Source organism: Sphingomonas sp. IC4-52 (assembly GCF_020707225.1).
Classification (GTDB): Bacteria; Pseudomonadota; Alphaproteobacteria; order Sphingomonadales; family Sphingomonadaceae; genus Sphingomonas.
The window spans coordinates 1,245,256-1,263,188 of record NZ_JAJFEU010000001.1; the positions used below are offsets into that span (position 1 = coordinate 1,245,256).

General features: G+C 63.3%; 20 protein-coding genes. 5 read left to right on the forward strand and 15 right to left on the reverse strand.

The features are described from left to right. The 13 genes from LK535_RS06165 to eno form a co-directional block, all read right to left on the reverse strand. Window positions 1-318 carry a 50S ribosomal protein L23 gene (locus LK535_RS06165; protein WP_227770952.1) on the reverse strand — a complete coding sequence of 106 codons (318 nt, stop codon included), beginning with the start codon at window positions 316-318 and terminating at the stop codon, window positions 1-3. Continuing rightward, window positions 311-925, reverse strand: a complete 615-nt coding sequence (gene rplD / locus LK535_RS06170) for a 50S ribosomal protein L4 (RefSeq protein ID WP_227770953.1) — start codon at window positions 923-925, stop codon at window positions 311-313. The genes LK535_RS06165 and rplD overlap by 8 nt, the downstream gene beginning before the upstream one ends. 2 nt (window positions 926-927) lie before the next feature. Continuing rightward, a complete protein-coding gene (gene rplC / locus LK535_RS06175; RefSeq protein WP_227770954.1) occupies window positions 928-1,662 on the reverse strand; it encodes a 50S ribosomal protein L3 in 735 nt (244 codons plus the stop codon). Window positions 1,663-1,976: 314 nt separating this feature from the next. Next, entirely contained in the window at window positions 1,977-2,285 is a 309-nt protein-coding gene (gene rpsJ, locus LK535_RS06180; RefSeq protein WP_066776796.1) for a 30S ribosomal protein S10, read from the reverse strand. Between the two features lie 172 nt (window positions 2,286-2,457). Beyond that, window positions 2,458-3,651 carry an elongation factor Tu gene (gene tuf / locus LK535_RS06185; RefSeq protein ID WP_227770955.1) on the reverse strand — a complete coding sequence of 398 codons (1,194 nt, stop codon included), beginning with the start codon at window positions 3,649-3,651 and terminating at the stop codon, window positions 2,458-2,460. 131 nt (window positions 3,652-3,782) lie between these two features. Then, entirely contained in the window at window positions 3,783-5,876 is a 2,094-nt protein-coding gene (gene fusA / locus LK535_RS06190; RefSeq protein WP_227770956.1) for an elongation factor G, read from the reverse strand. 83 nt (window positions 5,877-5,959) lie between these two features. After that, window positions 5,960-6,430 (reverse strand): 30S ribosomal protein S7, encoded by a 471-nt coding sequence (gene rpsG / locus LK535_RS06195; protein ID WP_227770957.1) that lies wholly within the window; start codon window positions 6,428-6,430, stop codon window positions 5,960-5,962. A gap of 117 nt (window positions 6,431-6,547) precedes the next feature. Beyond that, on the reverse strand, window positions 6,548-6,919 hold the full coding sequence (gene rpsL / locus LK535_RS06200) for a 30S ribosomal protein S12 (RefSeq protein WP_019831557.1): 372 nt from the start codon (window positions 6,917-6,919) through the stop codon (window positions 6,548-6,550). A gap of 228 nt (window positions 6,920-7,147) precedes the next feature. Next, window positions 7,148-8,143, reverse strand: coding sequence for an alpha/beta fold hydrolase (locus LK535_RS06205; protein WP_227770958.1), 996 nt, complete (start codon window positions 8,141-8,143; stop codon window positions 7,148-7,150). A gap of 81 nt (window positions 8,144-8,224) precedes the next feature. Further along, window positions 8,225-9,463 (reverse strand): metal-dependent hydrolase family protein, encoded by a 1,239-nt coding sequence (locus LK535_RS06210; protein ID WP_227771098.1) that lies wholly within the window; start codon window positions 9,461-9,463, stop codon window positions 8,225-8,227. A 5-nt stretch (window positions 9,464-9,468) separates the two neighbouring features. Next, window positions 9,469-9,939 carry an MAPEG family protein gene (locus LK535_RS06215; RefSeq protein ID WP_227770959.1) on the reverse strand — a complete coding sequence of 157 codons (471 nt, stop codon included), beginning with the start codon at window positions 9,937-9,939 and terminating at the stop codon, window positions 9,469-9,471. 143 nt (window positions 9,940-10,082) lie between these two features. Beyond that, on the reverse strand, window positions 10,083-10,400 hold the full coding sequence (locus tag LK535_RS06220) for an FtsB family cell division protein (RefSeq protein WP_415837088.1): 318 nt from the start codon (window positions 10,398-10,400) through the stop codon (window positions 10,083-10,085). A 41-nt stretch (window positions 10,401-10,441) separates the two neighbouring features. Continuing rightward, complete coding sequence (gene eno, locus LK535_RS06225; protein WP_227770960.1) at window positions 10,442-11,722, reverse strand: phosphopyruvate hydratase; 1,281 nt, start codon at window positions 11,720-11,722, stop codon at window positions 10,442-10,444. Window positions 11,723-11,854: 132 nt separating this feature from the next. Between eno and LK535_RS06230 the strand changes: the two genes are divergently transcribed. Genes LK535_RS06230 through LK535_RS06250 form a run of 5 tightly spaced genes read left to right on the forward strand, consistent with a single transcriptional unit; the run spans window position 11,855 to window position 13,904 of the window. Further along, window positions 11,855-12,445 carry a hypothetical protein gene (locus LK535_RS06230; RefSeq protein ID WP_227770961.1) on the forward strand — a complete coding sequence of 197 codons (591 nt, stop codon included), beginning with the start codon at window positions 11,855-11,857 and terminating at the stop codon, window positions 12,443-12,445. A 5-nt stretch (window positions 12,446-12,450) separates the two neighbouring features. Further along, on the forward strand, window positions 12,451-12,792 hold the full coding sequence (locus tag LK535_RS06235) for a phage holin family protein (protein ID WP_227770962.1): 342 nt from the start codon (window positions 12,451-12,453) through the stop codon (window positions 12,790-12,792). Continuing rightward, complete coding sequence (locus LK535_RS06240) at window positions 12,789-13,154, forward strand: hypothetical protein (RefSeq protein WP_227770963.1); 366 nt, start codon at window positions 12,789-12,791, stop codon at window positions 13,152-13,154. The genes LK535_RS06235 and LK535_RS06240 overlap by 4 nt, the downstream gene beginning before the upstream one ends. Continuing rightward, a complete protein-coding gene (locus tag LK535_RS06245) occupies window positions 13,151-13,633 on the forward strand; it encodes a hypothetical protein (protein WP_227770964.1) in 483 nt (160 codons plus the stop codon). The genes LK535_RS06240 and LK535_RS06245 overlap by 4 nt, the downstream gene beginning before the upstream one ends. A gap of 40 nt (window positions 13,634-13,673) precedes the next feature. After that, window positions 13,674-13,904 carry a DUF4170 domain-containing protein gene (locus LK535_RS06250; RefSeq protein WP_227770965.1) on the forward strand — a complete coding sequence of 77 codons (231 nt, stop codon included), beginning with the start codon at window positions 13,674-13,676 and terminating at the stop codon, window positions 13,902-13,904. 137 nt (window positions 13,905-14,041) lie between these two features. Here the strand turns inward: LK535_RS06250 and greA are convergent, their stop codons facing one another. Together greA and carB are read right to left on the reverse strand one after the other, a co-directional pair. Further along, the gene (greA, locus tag LK535_RS06255) at window positions 14,042-14,518 is read right to left on the reverse strand and encodes a transcription elongation factor GreA (protein WP_227770966.1); all 477 of its coding nucleotides are present in this window, start codon (window positions 14,516-14,518) and stop codon (window positions 14,042-14,044) included. 83 nt (window positions 14,519-14,601) lie between these two features. After that, on the reverse strand, window positions 14,602-17,931 hold the full coding sequence (gene carB / locus LK535_RS06260; RefSeq protein WP_227770967.1) for a carbamoyl-phosphate synthase large subunit: 3,330 nt from the start codon (window positions 17,929-17,931) through the stop codon (window positions 14,602-14,604). Window positions 17,932-17,933 lie beyond the last annotated feature (2 nt).

A 17,933-nucleotide genomic window follows, 5' to 3' on the forward strand; every position in this document is an offset into this window, starting at 1 on the left:
TTACTTGGCCCCCTCGGTGACGTCGATCGTCTGCCCGTCCTTGAGCGTGACGATCGCCTTCTTCATGTCCGACCGGAAATAGGGCTTGCCCTTCCAGCGCTTCGTCTTGCCCTTCTGGACGATGGTGTTCACGCCAACGACGCTGACGTCGAAGATCGCTTCAACCGCCGCCTTGATCTCCGGCTTGGACGCGTTCTGCGCGACCTTGAACACCACGGCGTTCTGCTCGGAGAGAAGGGTCGACTTCTCGGTGATGTGCGGCGCGACGATCACGTCATAGTGACGGTTGTCGATCGCCTTCTGCTGCTGCTTAGCCATTGAAGCGAGCCTCCAGCTTCTCGACCGCAGCGCGGGTCAGCACCAGCGTATCGGCCTTGATGATGTCATAGACATTGGCGCCAACCGCAGGGAGCAGATCCACACCCGGCAGGTTGTAGCCGGCGCGGAAGCCCTCAGCCGTCTCGGCGTCGATGACCAGCGTGCGCTTGCCAACGTTGAGCGCCTCGAAGTGACCCTTCAGTTCCTTGGTCTTGGCGACCTTGAAACCGTCGAGCACGATAAGCGAGCCGGCCTTCGCATGGCTCGAAAGCGCCATCTTCAGGCCCAGCGCACGAACCTTCTTGTTCAGCGACGGGTTGAAGTCGCGAACGCGAGCACCGTGAGCCTTACCACCGCCGATGAAGACGGGAGCGCGGCGATCGCCGTGACGAGCCACACCGCCGCCCTTCTGGCGACCGAGCTTCTTGCCCGAACGCGCGACGTCCGAACGCTCGCGGGTGCCGCGGGCAGTGCCGCGACGCTTCTCGAGCTGCCAGGTCACAACGCGGTGCAGGATGTCGGCGCGCGGCTCGAGGCCGAAGACCTCGTCCGACAGCTCGACGTCCGCCGCTTCGTTCCCGGCGAAGGAGGAAACCTTGACCTTCACGTTCAGCCCTCCTGGCCGTCGGTCGCTTCGGTTGCCGGAGCAGCCGCTGCGTTGTTGCTATTGGCAGCCTTCAAGCCGGCCGGACGCGGCGCGTCGGCATGCGGCTTCAGCTTCACGGCGTCCTTGACGAACAGCCAGCCGCCCTTCGAGCCAGGGACCGAGCCCTTGACGAAGATGAGGCCACGCTCGACGTCGGTGCCGACGATCTCGAGGTTCTGCTGGGTGCGGTTCTTGTCACCCATGTGACCAGCCATCTTCTTGTTCTTGAAGACGCGGCCCGGATCCTGACGGTTACCGGTCGAACCGTGCGAACGGTGCGAAACCGAAACGCCGTGCGTCGCACGCAGACCGCCGAAGTTCCAGCGCTTCATGGCGCCAGCGAAACCCTTACCCTGGGTACGACCCTGGATATCGACGAACTGGCCAGCAACGAAGTGATCAGCCGAAATCTCGGCGCCGACGTCGAGGAGGTTGTCCTCGCTGACGCGGAATTCGTGGACGATCGCCTTCGGCTCGACTTCGGCCTTGCCGAAGTGGCCGCGCTGCGGCTTGGCGACATTCTTTGCCTTGGCGACGCCTGCACCAAGCTGGACGGCCGTATAGCCGTCACGTTCTGTTTCGCGGCGAGAGATGACCTGAAGCCCTTCCAGCTGCAGGACAGTGACGGGCACGTGGCGGCCGTCGTCCTGGAACAGGCGGGTCATGCCCATCTTCTTCGCGATCACGCCGGTACGCATGATCCGTAGCTCCTCAACAGAGGCACCCTGAGGCCCATCCCCAAGGTGCTTGTGACGCCTCCTGAAAGGAGACATCCCAATCGGGACCCCGCCAAAGCACAACTTTGACAAAATCCCTCAGCCCGGAAAATGCGAAACGTGCCCCCGTCCCGGGCTGCTTGCTTCCTCGCGGAAGCAGACGGGAGACGCTGTCCCAGCCGCGAACGACTGGCGGTATCTCTTGCTTGTCAGGGGCCCTTGGGGCTTCCCAACCATTCCCTCACCACGGGAACGACAAACCCGCGGGACTCACGTCAACCGCGGGATGCGGGCCATTACGCCAGCTTGATCTCAACGTCAACGCCCGCGGCCAGGTCGAGCTTCATCAGCGCGTCGACGGTCTGCGGGGTTGGCTGCACGATGTCGAGCATACGCTTGTAGGTACGCACTTCGAACTGCTCGCGGCTCTTCTTGTCGACGTGCGGGCCACGGTTGACCGTGAACTTTTCGATACGCGTCGGAAGCGGGATCGGACCGCGGATAAGGGCACCCGTGCGTCGGGCGGTGTCGGCGATGTCGCCGGTAGCCTGATCGAGCACGCGATGATCGAACGCCTTCAGGCGAATGCGGATGTTGCTGTCCATAATCCCTACCGATGCGAAAGAGCGGGCCACGTGAACGCGGCTCTTGCTGTTCGTGAAACTGTTGAAGGCGCGGCCAATAGCCATGCCCTCATAAAAAGGCAACCGCCCGACACGCCAAATGGCGTGCCGGGCGGCAGCTTTGCGGCGAACCGCTAGATCTTAGAGGAAGATCTTACTTGCTGATGCCGCTGACGACACCGGCGCCGACGGTACGACCACCCTCACGGATCGTGAAGCGCTGGCCGACGTCCATAGCGATCGGAGCGATCAGCTTGATGCCCAGAGCGACGTTGTCGCCCGGCATCACCATCTCGGTGCCCTCAGGCAGCTCGACGGTGCCGGTCACGTCCGTGGTACGGAAGTAGAACTGCGGACGATAGTTGGCGAAGAACGGCGTGTGACGGCCACCCTCTTCCTTCGACAGCACGTACACTTCCGACGAGAAGTCGGTGTGCGGCTTGATCGAGCCCGGCTTGCAGAGCACCTGGCCACGCTCGACTTCGTCGCGAGCAACACCGCGGATGAGCGCGCCGACGTTGTCGCCAGCCTGGCCCTGGTCGAGCAGCTTGCGGAACATCTCAACGCCGGTGACGGTCGTCTTGCGGACTTCCGGATGGATGCCGACGATCTCGACTTCCTCACCAACCTTGATCACGCCGGTCTCGACACGGCCGGTCACCACGGTGCCGCGGCCCGAGATCGAGAACACGTCTTCGATCGGCATCATGAACGGCTTGTCCAGCGGACGCTCCGGCTGCGGGATGTAGTCGTCAACCGCCTGCATCAGCTCGAGAACGGCGTTCTTGCCGAGCTTCTCGTCCGAACCCGAGAGAGCGGCCGTGGCCGAACCCTTGATGATCGGAATATCGTCGCCCGGGAACTCGTACGAGGACAGCAGCTCGCGAACCTCGAGCTCGACGAGCTCCAGGATCTCTTCGTCGTCGACAAGGTCGACCTTGTTCATGAACACGACCATCGCCGGCACGCCAACCTGGCGGGCGAGCAGGATGTGCTCACGGGTCTGCGGCATCGGGCCGTCGGTGGCCGACACAACCAGGATCGCGCCGTCCATCTGCGCCGCGCCGGTGATCATGTTCTTCACATAGTCAGCGTGACCCGGGCAGTCGACGTGCGCGTAGTGACGGTTTGCGGTCTCATACTCGACGTGCGCGGTCGAGATGGTGATGCCGCGAGCGCGCTCTTCCGGCGCCTTGTCGATGTTTTCGAAGTCGACCTTTTCCGACAGACCCTGGTCAGCCAGAACCTTGGTGATCGCTGCGGTCAGCGAGGTCTTGCCGTGGTCGACGTGACCGATGGTGCCGATGTTCAGGTGCGGCTTGGTCCGCTCAAACTTAGCCTTAGCCATTGTTGTCCTACCTTCTGGATTTCCACTTGAGCCGCACGAGGACTCGCCGTGAAGGCGGCCCCATAGCGGCTGAATTGCGGTTTCGCAAACCCTCTCCGCCACCCGGCAGTGCCGGATGACGGAGAAACGGGTCAGGCCATCTTGGCCTTCACTTCGTCGGCAACGTTCTGCGGCACTTCGTCATAGTGCGAGAACTGCATCGAGTAGCTCGCGCGGCCCTGCGTGAAGGAACGCAGCGAGTTCACGTAGCCGAACATGTTCGCCAGCGGGACCATCGCCGTCACCGCCTGCGCGTTGCCGCGCGTGTCGGTGCCCTGGATCTGGCCACGACGCGAGTTCATGTCACCGATCACGTCGCCCAGGTAATCCTCAGGCGTCACGACCTCGACCTTCATCACCGGCTCAAGCAGCGTGATGCCGGCCTTCTGCGCCGCTTCGCGCATGGCGCCACGGGCGGTGATTTCAAACGCGAGGGCCGACGAGTCGACGTCGTGGTACGCGCCGTCGTACAGCGTGATCTCGAAGTCGATGATCGGGAAGCCGACCAGCGAACCGGTCGCCGCGGTCTCACGGAAGCCCTTCTCGATCGCGGGGATATATTCCTTCGGAATGTTACCGCCCTTGATCTCGTCCTTGAAGATGATGCCAGCGCCGCGCTCACCCGGCGTCAGCTTCACCTTCACGCGACCGAACTGACCCGTACCACCCGACTGCTTCTTGTGGGTGAAGTCGATGTCGACCGGCTTCTTCAGATATTCGCGATACGCCACCTGCGGCGCACCGACGTTCGCCTCGACCTTGAACTCACGCTTCATGCGGTCGACGAGAATCTCGAGGTGGAGTTCGCCCATCCCCTTGATGATCGTCTGGCCGGATTCGTGATCGGTCGACACGCGGAACGAGGGATCCTCGGCAGCCAGACGATTGAGCGCGATGCCCATCTTTTCCTGGTCGGCCTTGGTCTTCGGCTCCACGCTGAGCTCGATGACGGGCTCGGGGAATTCCATCCGCTCGAGGATGATCGGGTTCGCCGGATCGCACAGCGTGTCGCCGGTCGTGGTCTCCTTCAGACCCGCGATCGCGACGATGTCGCCAGCGCGCGCTTCCTCGATGTCCTCACGCGAGTTCGCGTGCATCAGGAGCATACGGCCGATCTTTTCCTTCTTGTCCTTCACCGAGTTCAGGTAGCTGCCCTTGGTCAGCTTGCCCGAATAGATGCGCGCGAAGGTGAGCGAGCCGACGAACGGATCGTTCATGATCTTGAACGCGAGCAGCGACATCGGCGCGTCATCCGACGGCGGACGGGTGTCGACGGTTTCACCGTCGAGCTTCACGCCCTGAACGTCAGGAATGTCGAGCGGGCTCGGCAGATAATCGACCACCGCGTCGAGCAGCGGCTGAACGCCCTTGTTCTTGAACGACGAACCGCACAGCACCGGCACGAAGTCGAACGCCAGCGTGCCCTTGCGGATCAGACGCTTCAGCGTCGCCGTGTCGGGCTCGTTGCCCTCCAGGTACGCTTCCAGAACTTCCTCGTCCTGTTCGACTGCGATCTCGACCAGCTCGGCACGCGCAGCCGCAGCCACGTCCTTCATATCGTCCGGGATCTCGCGATATTCGAACTTCGCGCCCAGCGATTCGTCCAGCCACACGATTGCACGGTTCTCGACGAGGTCGACGAGACCAACGAACTGGCTCTCGATGCCGATCGGCAAGTACAGAACGGCCGTGCGCGCACCCAGACGATCCTTGATCATCTGAACGCAACGGTCGAAGTTAGCACCGGTGCGGTCCAGCTTGTTGACGTAGCAGAGACGCGGAACGCGATACTTGTCCGCCTGGCGCCACACGGTCTCGGACTGCGGCTCAACGCCGGCAACGCCGTCGAAGCAGGTGACCGCGCCGTCGAGCACGCGCAGCGAACGCTCCACCTCGATGGTGAAATCGACGTGGCCGGGGGTGTCGATGATGTTGATGAGGTGCTCGTCACCCTTGCCCTCGTTCGCGCGCCACTTGCACGTGGTCGCTGCGGAGGTGATGGTGATGCCGCGCTCCTGCTCCTGCTCCATCCAGTCCATCGTCGCAGTGCCTTCGTGCACTTCGCCGATCTTGTAGGACTTGCCGGTGTAGTAAAGGATGCGCTCGGTCGTCGTCGTCTTGCCGGCGTCGATGTGCGCCATGATGCCGATGTTACGGTACTTCTCGAGCGGATGGCTGCGGGCCATGGTCGGGCTTTCCTTAGCGATGTGGGGAGCAGGCCCTTGGCCGGCTCCCCACGATATAGTTTACGTTCGAGACGCTTCCAAGACTACCAGCGGTAGTGGCTGAAGGCGCGGTTCGCTTCCGCCATGCGGTGGGTGTCTTCGCGCTTCTTCACCGCGTTGCCGCGGTTGTTGGAAGCGTCGAGCAGCTCACCCGACAGACGAGCCGACATGGTGTTCTCGCTGCGGCCGCGGGCCGCGGAGATCAGCCAGCGGATCGCCAGTGCCTGCGCGCGCTCCGGACGAACCTCGACGGGAACCTGATAGGTCGCACCGCCGACACGGCGGCTGCGGACCTCGATCCCCGGCTTGATGTTGTTCAGCGCATCATGGAACACGCCGAGCGGATCGCGCTTGGCGCGCGTCTCGACGGTGTCGAGCGCGGAATAGACGATGCCTTCGGCGACGGACTTCTTGCCGTCCAGCATCACCGAATTCATGAACTTGGACAGAACCTCATCCCCGAACTTGGGATCAGGCAGGATTTCCCGCTTCTCGGGACGACGACGACGCGCCATTTGGAATTCCTTCTCAGATCAACCGCTCCTGTCCGCCCTGCCCCCGCGTTTGCCGGAGCCGCCTGACGATGGTGCGGGACACAAACCTCGAAACCCCGGACCAGCCGGGATGCCGGCTTACTTCGGACGCTTCGCGCCGTACTTCGAGCGGGACTGCTTGCGGTCCTTCACGCCCTGCGTGTCGAGAACGCCGCGCAGCACGTGATAGCGCACGCCCGGAAGGTCGCGCACACGGCCGCCGCGGATCAGCACCACCGAGTGCTCCTGCAGGTTGTGGCCTTCACCCGGGATGTAGCTGATGACTTCGCGCTGGTTGGTCAGGCGAACCTTTGCAACCTTGCGCAACGCCGAGTTCGGCTTCTTCGGGGTCGTGGTGTACACACGGGTGCAGACGCCGCGCTTCTGCGGGTTCTGCTCCATCGCAGGGACCTTGCTCTTGGCCTTCTGCGGTTCGCGGCCCTTGCGGACCAGCTGGTTGATCGTCGGCATTGAAGCCTTCACCTTTCGTATAGGTTACTTTGCTGGAGCCCTGACAGCACTTGGAATACGAAAAGGACCTTGGGCGGCCATGCAGCCTCCCGGGTCCTCTAAGCATCCAGCAATGTTCAAGCTTGCCCGCGGCAGGTTACACCCGCCACGAACGGGCGCGGCTATACGCATCGGACGCTTAGCCGTCAACGCCGGCCGGGCGCCCTCACCCGCCGGCGGTGATACGCGTCACGCCACTGTTTCGAGCAGCAGCGTTTCGAACCTAACGGGGTCTTCGATCTGAGGCGAATGACCGAGCCCCTCCATGCGGACCAGCTTGCCTTTCGGGATCTTGCGAACCGCATCGGGCGCCACCTGCGGAATCGCCTTCAAGAATTGCTGGAGCGACGCGGGCGCCTGGCCGCGGCCGAACGCGGTCCGATCCAACGTGCCGATGATCACCGTGGTGGACGGTTTCAGCCGATACAGCTCGTGGGCGACCGGCTGGGTGCGAATCATCTCGCTGGTCTTCGCCTGCGCGAGCGCGACGATGTTGCGGCCCTGCCCCGCATACATTCCCGCCTGCATCCAGACCCACCGGTCATAAGACGGCTTCCAGGTGCCATGGTAGTAATTGGCCTGCTGGTACGCCTTGATCGAAGCGTAGCTGGTCTTCCTCTCGGTCGCCCAAAGCGTGTCGAGATCGACATAGGGCACGCCCTCCTCCGATCGGTCGACCAGACCAAGCGGATTGACCAGCACCAACCGCTCAACCGCATCCGGGAACATGATGGCGTATCGCATCGCCAGCATGCCGCCCATGGAGTGCCCGACGATCGTTGCCCGGCTCACCCCGCGCGACGCCAGCAGGCGGCGCGTGTTATTAGCCAGCATCGCGAGGCTATATTGCGCGGCCTGCGGCTTCGAGGATTTGCAGAACCCGATCTGATCGGGGATGATCACGCGGTAGCCGGCCTTTGCAAGCGCGCGGGCGCTTGAAGCCCAAGTCACGCCGCAGAAATTCTTGCCATGCAGCAGAACGACGACGCGCCCGTTTGGCCGCTCTGCCGCGATATCCATGAACGCCATGCTGGCCGGCTGCCCGACGACATCAACCGTCATGTTCTGGAGGGGCCACGGGTAGGTGAAGCGCTCGAGGTTCGCGCCAAGGTCAGGGCCGTCAGGCGCCGCCCCTATCAGCATGGCGGCGCCAGCCAGCACTCCGATCACCGTTCCGCTCCGCATCACCCATCCCCCGGTCGAAAGATGGACGCCGTTAACTTTGTTTCGTTCACGATACCATGCCAACGCGTGAGCGTCGGCACGTCAGTCGACTCGCGCACCACCCTTGATGACGGCAACCGGTCGCTCCAGCACCGTGACATCGAAGAGCGGATTACCCGCCACTGCCACCATGTCGCCAAAGCGGCCGACCGCAATCGTGCCAACATCCTTGCTGCGCCCTAGCGCTTCGGCAGCGGTAACCGTGGCGGCGCGAATGGCCTGCAGCGGCGTCATCCCATATCGAACCATGACGCGGAACTGCTTCGCCGCATCCTTGTGCGGCATGACGCCGGCGTCGGTGCCGAACACCATCTTCACGCCAGCCGCATTGGCCTTGCGGAAATTGTCTCGCTGGATCTGCGCGACCTCGCGGTCCTTGCGCAGGTTATCTTCGAGCACGCCGTTCTTCTTGCCTTCGGCCTGGGTGTATTCCGTATTGTAGATATCCATCGACAGATAGGCGCCGCGTTCCTTTGCCAGGCGGATGCCTTCGTCGTCGATCAGGCTGGCGTGCTCGATGGTATCAATCCCTGCGCGAATCGCCGCCTTGATCCCGGCCGCGCCATGCGCGTGGGCGGCCGTCTTCAGGCCCCATTGATGCGCCTCGTCGGCGATGCCCTTCAGCTCTGCTTCCGAGAGCTGCTGCTGACCCGGCTCGGTATTGCGGCTGAAGACGCCGCCTGTTGCGCAAACCTTGATGACCTCGGCGCCGTACTTCCGCTGTTCACGCACACGGAAGCGAAGTTGATCGGGCGTGTCGCCGACTGCCTTGCCGTGTTGATCGAAGGACGGCGGGAAGAATGTGCTATCGCAATGCCCGCCGGTCGCGCCAAGCGCGTGTGCGGCAGGGACGATCCGCGGGCCGATCATCAGCCCCTCCTCGATCGCCTGCTTGTAGGCGACGTCGTTGTAGTTTTCCGACCCGACATTGCGCACGGTGGTGAAGCCCGCGCGCAGCATCGAGGCCGCATTGCCGACGCCTTGCACCGCCCAGAAATTATCGGTGAACTGCAGACCGGTGTAGCCGCCGTATAGCGGCGTGCTGTCGAGATGGACGTGCATGTCGATCAGGCCGGGAACGAGCGTCACATCACCCAAATCAAGCTGCTTGGCATCCGCCGGCGCCGCAGCGCCAATGGCGGTGATGCGGCCGTCGGTGACCGTGATCACCGGGCGCTCCACGATCCTGCCCATCTCCACATCGAGCATCCGCGCCGCAGTTACGACCACCGTCTCGGCAGCCACCGGCGTAGCGGCGACGGCGGCCGCTGCAATCAGCATGGACTTCAAAGAACACCCCCCAAAGCGCCGATCACGCGGCTGTATTCACGCGCGACGCGAAGTATATCGACGAAAAACCCGATCCACATCGCCATCAGCACGATCACCGAGGCAAGATAGGCGAAAAAGCGCCATTGCACCTTCTTCGGACCTATGTGGATAAAGCTGTGGATAGATCGTGCAAGAACGAACATCCAGGCGAGCGCGACCTGCACATGATTTGCCTGTCCGGTCAGGATCAGCAGCGGCACAAGCGCAAAATAAAGCACCGGCATTTCAAACAGATTGGCGAGATTGTTCGCCGGCATTTCCACCGGGCGGAAGTAACGCAGCGCGGCCTCACCGTCGGCGAAATCCCGCGGGCCGGGCGGGTGGCGACGCATGTGGGTGAAGCGCTGGATGAACAGCGTGAACCAGACCACGAATATCAAGGCCACCAACGCGAACGTCGGCCACAGAAGCTCAATAACTGCCATGCCCTTCCCCTTCGAAGAGTTCAGCATGACCTGATTCGCAAACGGGGAAAAGAGCCGCGGTAGCGGGGCGAAGGTCGGCCGGAATGTCGATGCGGGAGCTTCTGCAATTTCAGTTCGCCGGCACACACACGCGGCGGATGCGATTACTTCAGCGGGACGATCACTTCATCGGGATGGGCGACGTTCAATTCACGCCGAACCAGTTCATCGACCATGTCAGGGTTCGCATGACGCGGGTCGAGCAGAGCGACCCGGTTGCGCAGCATCTCGCGCTTCTGATCGAGTGCGGCGTAATAGCGCTCTCGTTTCGCGACCTGGCGCTTGTAATCGCCAAAGGCCAGCAGTCCATTGGCGCCAAGCACCGCATAGCCGCCGAAGAACGCCATCACCAGCAGCGCCGCAGCCGGCCAGGCAGCGCGCTTCAGGATAGCAGCAAAGGACGAGGGCTTACGGCGGCTCACCGGCCAATTTTCGCCGAAAGCCCTCGCTGTTTCAAGCGCTTTTACCGCGAACGCAGCACATCCCGGCCAGCATAGGCCGCGATTGTTCCAAGTTCTTCCTCGATGCGGATGAGTTGGTTGTACTTGGCGAGCCGGTCGGAGCGCGCGAGGCTACCCGTCTTGATCTGCCCACAGTTCGTGGCAACCGCCAGATCGGCGATCGTCGAGTCCTCAGTCTCGCCGGAGCGGTGGCTCATCACCGCGGTGTAGCCGGCCCGCTCGGCCACCCGGATCGCCTCAAGCGTTTCGCTAAGCGTGCCGATCTGGTTGACCTTCACCAGCAAAGAATTGGCAAGGCCGCGCGAAATGCCGTCGCGCAGACGTGCCGGGTTGGTGACGAACAGATCGTCCCCGACCAGTTGAACCTTGCCGCCGACAGCGTCGGTCAGCGCCTTCCAGCCCTCGAAATCATCCTCGGCCATGCCGTCCTCGATCGAAAGGATCGGGTACCGGGCAACGAGGTCAGCGAGATAGTCGGCCATGGCGCCAGGCTCGAGCGTCAGCCCCTCGCCCGAGATCACATATTTGCCGTCTTTGTAGAATTCGGTCGCTGCGCAATCGAGCGCCAGCATCACGTCGTCGCCCGGCGTGTAGCCGGCCTTTTCGATCGACTGCATGATGAAGTCGAGCGCGTCCGTCGTGCTGGCAAGATTGGGCGCAAAGCCACCCTCGTCGCCAACCGCCGTTGCCAAGCCCTTCTCATGCAGGCCCTTCTTCAGTGTGTGGAAGATCTCCGAGCCACAGCGGACTGCCTCCAGGATGCTGTCGGCACCCACCGGCATGATCATGAATTCCTGGAAGTCGATCGGATTGTCGGCATGTTCGCCGCCGTTGATGATGTTCATCATCGGCACCGGCAGGACATGCGCACCAACGCCGCCGACATAGCGATAGAGCGGGAGGCCACGGGCATCAGCGGCGGCCTTCGCCACCGCAAGGCTGACGCCCAGGATCGCGTTGGCGCCAAGCCGGCCCTTGTTCTCCGTACCGTCCAACTCGATGAGCGCGGCGTCGATCTCGATCTGATCCTCAGCCTCAAGCCCGCGAATGGCGTCGGCGATCTCGCCGTTCACGGCTTCCACCGCCGCATCAACGCCCTTGCCAAGCCAGCGGCTCTTGTCACCGTCACGCTTCTCAACCGCCTCATGCGCGCCGGTCGACGCGCCCGACGGCACCGCTGCGCGACCGAAGCTGCCGTCCTCCAGAAACACGTCAACTTCCACCGTGGGGTTACCCCGGCTGTCGATGATCTGACGGCCTTGCAGGTCGATGATTGCGGTCACGTAACGATCCTTCTACGATGGCGAGGACAGGTTAGCCCCGCCCGATAACGAGCCCGGAGCGCTGCGGCAATTCGGGATGGAACCTCGATACGTGCCGCGGGGTTCTCCCGATCGATCAAGGAAGGATTCCCGATGGCCGACGACACCCTCAAGCCGATGACCGACAAAGACGTCGCGCCCGTGGTCGCCGATCCGTTCGCGGCGACGGACGCGCTCCAGCCCAGCGATCCGCTAAAGGGCATGGACAGCGATGCTGGCGATCCGCTGTCGACGCCCTCACCGACGGGTAGCGAGCGCGGCGCAAAAGACGAAGAGACCAGCAGTGGCGCCAAGGAAGGCGGCCCCACCTCCGCCCGCCAGGCGATCAGCGATGGCATCGTCAAGCTCAAGAGCGAAGCAGGCGATCGTGCCCGCACCTACGCCGACCAGGGCAAGACCAAGGCGACCGGCGCGCTCGATCAGCTGGTGGCAATGCTGAACGATGCTGCCGGCCAGGTCGATGAAAAGCTGGGCGAGCAATACGGTCAGTATGCCCGCACGGCTGCGGAGCAGGTGCAGGGCTTTTCCTCCTCGCTGATTGATCGCAGCGTCGAGGAACTGCTGGATGATGCACGCGAACTGGTTCGCAAGAGCCCGACTGCTGCCCTCGGCGTTGCCGCAGCGGTCGGTTTCGTGGCAGCCCGCCTGGTCTCTGCCGGACTCGACCACCGCGACAAGGCGTAACTCTGATGCTGCTGGAACGATCCGGCCCTGAAGAGGCCGGCATCAGCCAGCTTGTCTCGCAGCTCGCCGGCGATGCGCGAGAGGCGGCGCAAGCTGAAGTCGCGCTCGTCAAAGCGCGGGCTGCCTTTGCCGTTACGCGCTACAAATGGGCCGCCATCTACTTCGGAACAGCGGGCGTGCTTGCACTGGCGGCATTGATCGCCCTGCTTGTCGGGTTGATCATGTCGCTTGCGACGCTGATCGGGCCTGGCCTCGCCACCCTAGCCGTCGTGCTCGGCGTGCTGGTGATTGCCGGCGTCCTCGGATTTATGGGCAAGGCGCAGCTGGCCAGGAAGGTGACATCTTGAGCACCGATCCACAGGCGGCAACTGTCGCTCTCGCGGAGGAGCGCGCCGCTGCGGCCCGGCAGAGGCTCGGCGACAGCTTCGCCACGCTCCAGGCGCGCCTGAATCCGCGGGTTGTAGCGCGAGACGCGGTCGAGAACCTGCAGGAAAGCGGCGAGAAAGCCTTACGGACAGGCGTGCAGAGCGCCCGCGCCCATCCCGATCGCGTTATTTGGGCGGTGGCGCTCGCGATTGCCTGGCTTACCCGCCGGCAGATCGCGGCCGCTCTTACCCGCAAGCGCCCGCATGACGCCGAAACCGCGGCCCAGCTGGCGCGTTCAATTCCAGGTGACTGGCCTCAATCGGCCGAGAGGAAAAACAGATGACCGACGCCCGTAAAGAGACCGCCAATACGTCTGCCAGCAACGATCAGCACGAGTCGCTACGCGACCGCGCGACCCACGCGTATGAGAACGCGGTGGCGCGCGCCGGCGACACTGCCGGCAGTTCCCGCGAGGCGGTGCGCGATGCAGCGCATCAAGCCGGTGATTTCGTCGACACCAATCCGCTTGGCGTTCTCGCCGGCGGGCTGGTGCTGGGTGCCCTGGTAGGCGCGCTGGTGCCCCGTAGCGAGCGGGAGAAGCAGATCCTCGCCCCGATGGGCAAGAAGATCGGCATGGCAGCGGTCGCGGCCCTCGCGGCGGCCAAGGAAGCTGGGCGCGGCGAGCTCGAGGAACTTGGACTCACCAAGGACGGCGCGAAGGAGCAGGCCAAATCCCTGCTGCAGGGCGTCGCCACTGCCGCTTCAAACGCGGGTAATGCGGCGGCCGAAGCGGGTCGCGAGCAGATCAAAACGGCGCATTGAAGGGTTCAAACCCGAGCGCCTAGACGGTAAGGGAGCCGCCATGAGCAAGCTTCACCTCGTCTTCGGCGGTCGGGTTTCCGATCCGCGCACCCTTGATTTTGCCGATCTGAAATCGATCGATATCGTCGGGGTGTTTCCTGATTTCGCTTCTGCCGAAAAGGCCTGGCGCGCAGCCGCACAGCGCACAGTAGACGACGCTGAAATGAAGTACGTCGTGGTGCATCTGCACCGGCTGCTCGAACCGGATCTTCTGAAGCCTGCGGGCCAATAAACGCGGCTTCAGGCCCGGCCATTCGCCGCCTCTGCAGGCGGCTTAGACAACACGCTCACAACTAACATCCCGGCCTATGGCCGGGATGAACATTTCAGCGGGGCTGCGACCGCTTCGCTTCGCAAGCCCGCTCCGGGTCAGATGAACTCGATCTTCGAGACGACGTAGTACCGCTCTCCGGCGGGCACCGACACTTCAACTTCGTCGTCTACGCTGCGCCCGATCAGCGCCCGGCCCATCGGCGAATTGTAGCTGATCCGGCCAAGCTTGGCGTCGGCTTCGGTCTGACCGACAATCTGATACTTGATCGGCTTGTCGTCCTCGTCGATCAAGGTCACGGTCGCGCCGAATACTATCTTGTCGCCCGACAGGTCGCGTGGATCGATGATCTGCGCGCGCGACAATTTGTCCTCGATATCAGCGATAGTCGCCTCGATCTGGCCCTGACGCTCCTTAGCGGCGTGGTACTCGGCGTTTTCCGACAGATCGCCATGCGCACGGGCTTCCTCGATCGCATCCACGATCTGAGGCCGTTCGATTTTCAGCCGTTTCAGTTCTGCGGTCAGCTTCTCATAGCCTTCCTGCAGCATCGGCATCTTCTCGACGGTCGCCATGTGCGCCTTATCCTTCGTCAAAGCCTTGAACCCCGAGCGGCCTAATTTCGGCCGCATCGCACGTCATCGTAAGTTGTCAGGGGTCAATTGTGCGGCTGCGAATAATAGGATTGAAGCGGACGTACTTCAAGGTTCCGCGTGGCGGACCCGATCGCCTTAGCCGCCTGCAAGCTGGCCTGCGCCGTCGTGAAATACGGGATCTTTTGGTTTACCGCCGATGCTCGGATCGGCTGCGAGTCCTTCAGGCTCTGCCAGCCTTCCGTGGTGTTGAAGATCAGCGCAATGTCGCCGTCCTTGATCCGGTCGACAATGTGCGGCCGCCCCTGCGCCACCTTGTTCACCACTTCGACCGGCAGCCCCGCGCGCTGCAGGTGATCGGCGGTGCCGCCGGTGGCGACGATGGTGAAGCCAGCGTCCACGAGCTCGCGGATTGCGGGCGTAATGGCCGCCTTGTCATTGTCCTTCACGCTGACGAACACCTTGCCACTGCTCGGCAGCACGTTGCCCGCGGCCAGCTGTGACTTCGCGAAAGCAGTGGTGAAGTCCCGATCAATTCCCATCACTTCGCCGGTAGACTTCATTTCCGGCGACAGGACCGGATCGATCCCCGGGAAGCGGTTGAAGGGGAACACGGCTTCCTTCACCGCAACATAATCGATGTTGCGATTGATCGGCGGCAGGTCCTTCAGCTTCTCACCCGCCATCACGCGCGCCGCGATCTTGGCGATCGGGGCACCGATCGCCTTGGCGACGAACGGCACCGTGCGGCTGGCACGGGGATTCACCTCGATCAGATAGACCTTACCGTCCTTCACCGCGAACTGGATGTTCATCAGGCCGCGCACGCCAAGGCCATGCGCCAGCGCTTCCGCCTGTCGCTCGATCTCGGCGATGATTTCCACCGGCAGCGAATAAGGCGGGATCGAGCAGGCGCTATCGCCCGAATGGACGCCGGCTTCCTCGATATGCTGCAGCACGCCGGCAACTACGACATCGTCGCCGTCGCAGATCGCATCCACGTCAACCTCGATCGCGTCGCGCAGATACTGGTCGATCAGCACCGGGGCATCGCCCGACACCTGGACCGCGGTCTGGATGTAATCCTCCAGCTGCTGCGGCCCGTCGACGATCTCCATTGCACGGCCGCCGAGGACGAAGCTCGGACGCATCAGCACCGGATAGCCGACCCGCTCGGCGACGTTCAGCGCCTCTTCGCGGCTGCGCGCGATGCCGTTGTTGGGCTGGAGCAGCCGCAGCTTGTCCACCAGCGCGGCGAACTGCTCGCGATCCTCCGCCAGATCGATGGCCGACGGCGAGGTACCGAGGATCGGGATGCCTGCCGCCTCGATCGCCCGCGCGAGATTCAGCGGGGTCTGTCCGCCGAACTGGACGATGACGCCGACGAGCTCGCCCTTCGACTGCTCGACATGCAGGATCTCGAGCACGTCCTCCGCGGTCAGCGGCTCGAAATACAGGCGATCCGAGGTGTCATAGTCGGTGGAAACCGTCTCCGGGTTGCAGTTGACCATGATCGTTTCGAACCCGGCATCCGCCAGCGCGAAACAGGCGTGACAGCAGCAGTAATCGAACTCGATCCCCTGCCCGATCCGGTTCGGTCCACCGCCCAGGATCACGATCTTGCGGCGATCGGACGGCATTGCCTCATTCTCGGGCTCGCCGAAGCTGGGCGCCTCATAGGTCGAATACATGTAGGGCGTCTTGGCGTCGAACTCGGCCGCGCAAGTGTCGATCCGCTTGAACACCGGGCGCACGCCAAGCTTGTGGCGATGTTCGCGCACCTCCTGCTCGGTGACGCCGCCGGTCATCGCCTTCACCGCCTCATGGATCAGGCCCGACCCTTGCGCGATGCCACGACGCATGCCGCGAAGGTTCGCCGACTGGAGCGCGAGCCAGGCAAGCCGCTTGTCGCTGAATCCCATCGCCTTCAGGCGGCGCATGCCGGCCGCGTCGATCGGCAGGCCGTTGCGGCACACTTCTTCCTCAGCGCGAACGATCTCCTCGATCCGCTCCAGGAACCAGGGATCGTATTTGGCGATCGCGTGCACTTCGGCGACGGTAAAACCCTCGCGCAGCGCCTGGGCGGCGACCAGCAGGCGATCGGGCGAGGCTACGGCAAGCGCCGCCTCGATCTCGGCGCGCGGCGCGCCGACGAGTCGCTCGACGCGATCGAAGCCGCTGAGCCCGGTCTCCAGGCCACGCAGCGCCTTCTGCATCGATTCGTGGATATTGCGCCCGATCGCCATGACTTCGCCGACGCTCTTCATCGCGGTCGACAGCACGGCTTCGGCGCCCTTGAACTTCTCGAAGGCGAAGCGCGGGATCTTGGTGACGACATAGTCGATCGTCGGCTCGAACGAAGCCGGGGTAGCGCCGGTGATGTCGTTCTCGATCTCGTCCAGCGTGTAGCCGACCGCCAGCTTCGCCGCGACCTTGGCGATCGGGAAGCCGGTGGCCTTGGAGGCGAGCGCCGAGGAGCGCGACACGCGCGGGTTCATCTCGATCACGATCAGGCGGCCGTCCTTCGGATTAACCGCGAACTGAACGTTCGAACCGCCTGTTTCCACACCGATTTCGCGCAGCACCGCGATGCTGGCGTTGCGCATGATCTGATATTCCTTGTCGGTCAGCGTCAGCGCCGGCGCGACGGTGATGGAATCGCCGGTGTGGACGCCCATCGGATCGATATTCTCGATCGAGCAGATGATGATGCAATTGTCCGCACGGTCGCGGACCACCTCCATCTCATATTCCTTCCAGCCGAGCAGCGATTCCTCGATCAGCACCTCGGTGGTCGGCGAGGCATCGAGCCCCTTGCGGACGATCTCGAGGAACTCCTCGCGATTGTACGCGACGCCGCCGCCGGTGCCGCCCAAAGTGAAACTCGGCCGGATGATCGCGGGAAGCCCGGTCTTCTCCAGGGCCTCCAGCGCCTCCGCCTCGGTATGCGCGACGGCCGAGCGAGCGCTTTCCAGCCCGATCTTGTCCATCGCGTCGCGGAATTTCTGGCGGTCCTCCGCCTTGTCGATCGCTTCCGCGTCGGCGCCGATCATCGTCACGCCGTACTTCTCCAGCGTGCCGTCGCGGAACAGCGCCAGCGCAGTATTTAGCGCGGTCTGCCCGCCCATCGTCGGCAGGACGGCGTCGGGCCGCTCCTTCTCGATGATCTTCGCGACGATCTCCGGCGTGATCGGCTCGACATAGGTGGCGTCCGCCAGCTCGGGATCGGTCATGATCGTCGCCGGGTTCGAATTGACCAGGACGATGCGATAGCCCTCTTCCTTGAGCGCCTTGATCGCCTGCGTGCCCGAATAATCGAACTCGCACGCCTGACCGATCACGATCGGTCCGGCGCCAATGACGAGGATGGAGGAGATGTCGGTGCGCTTGGGCATTA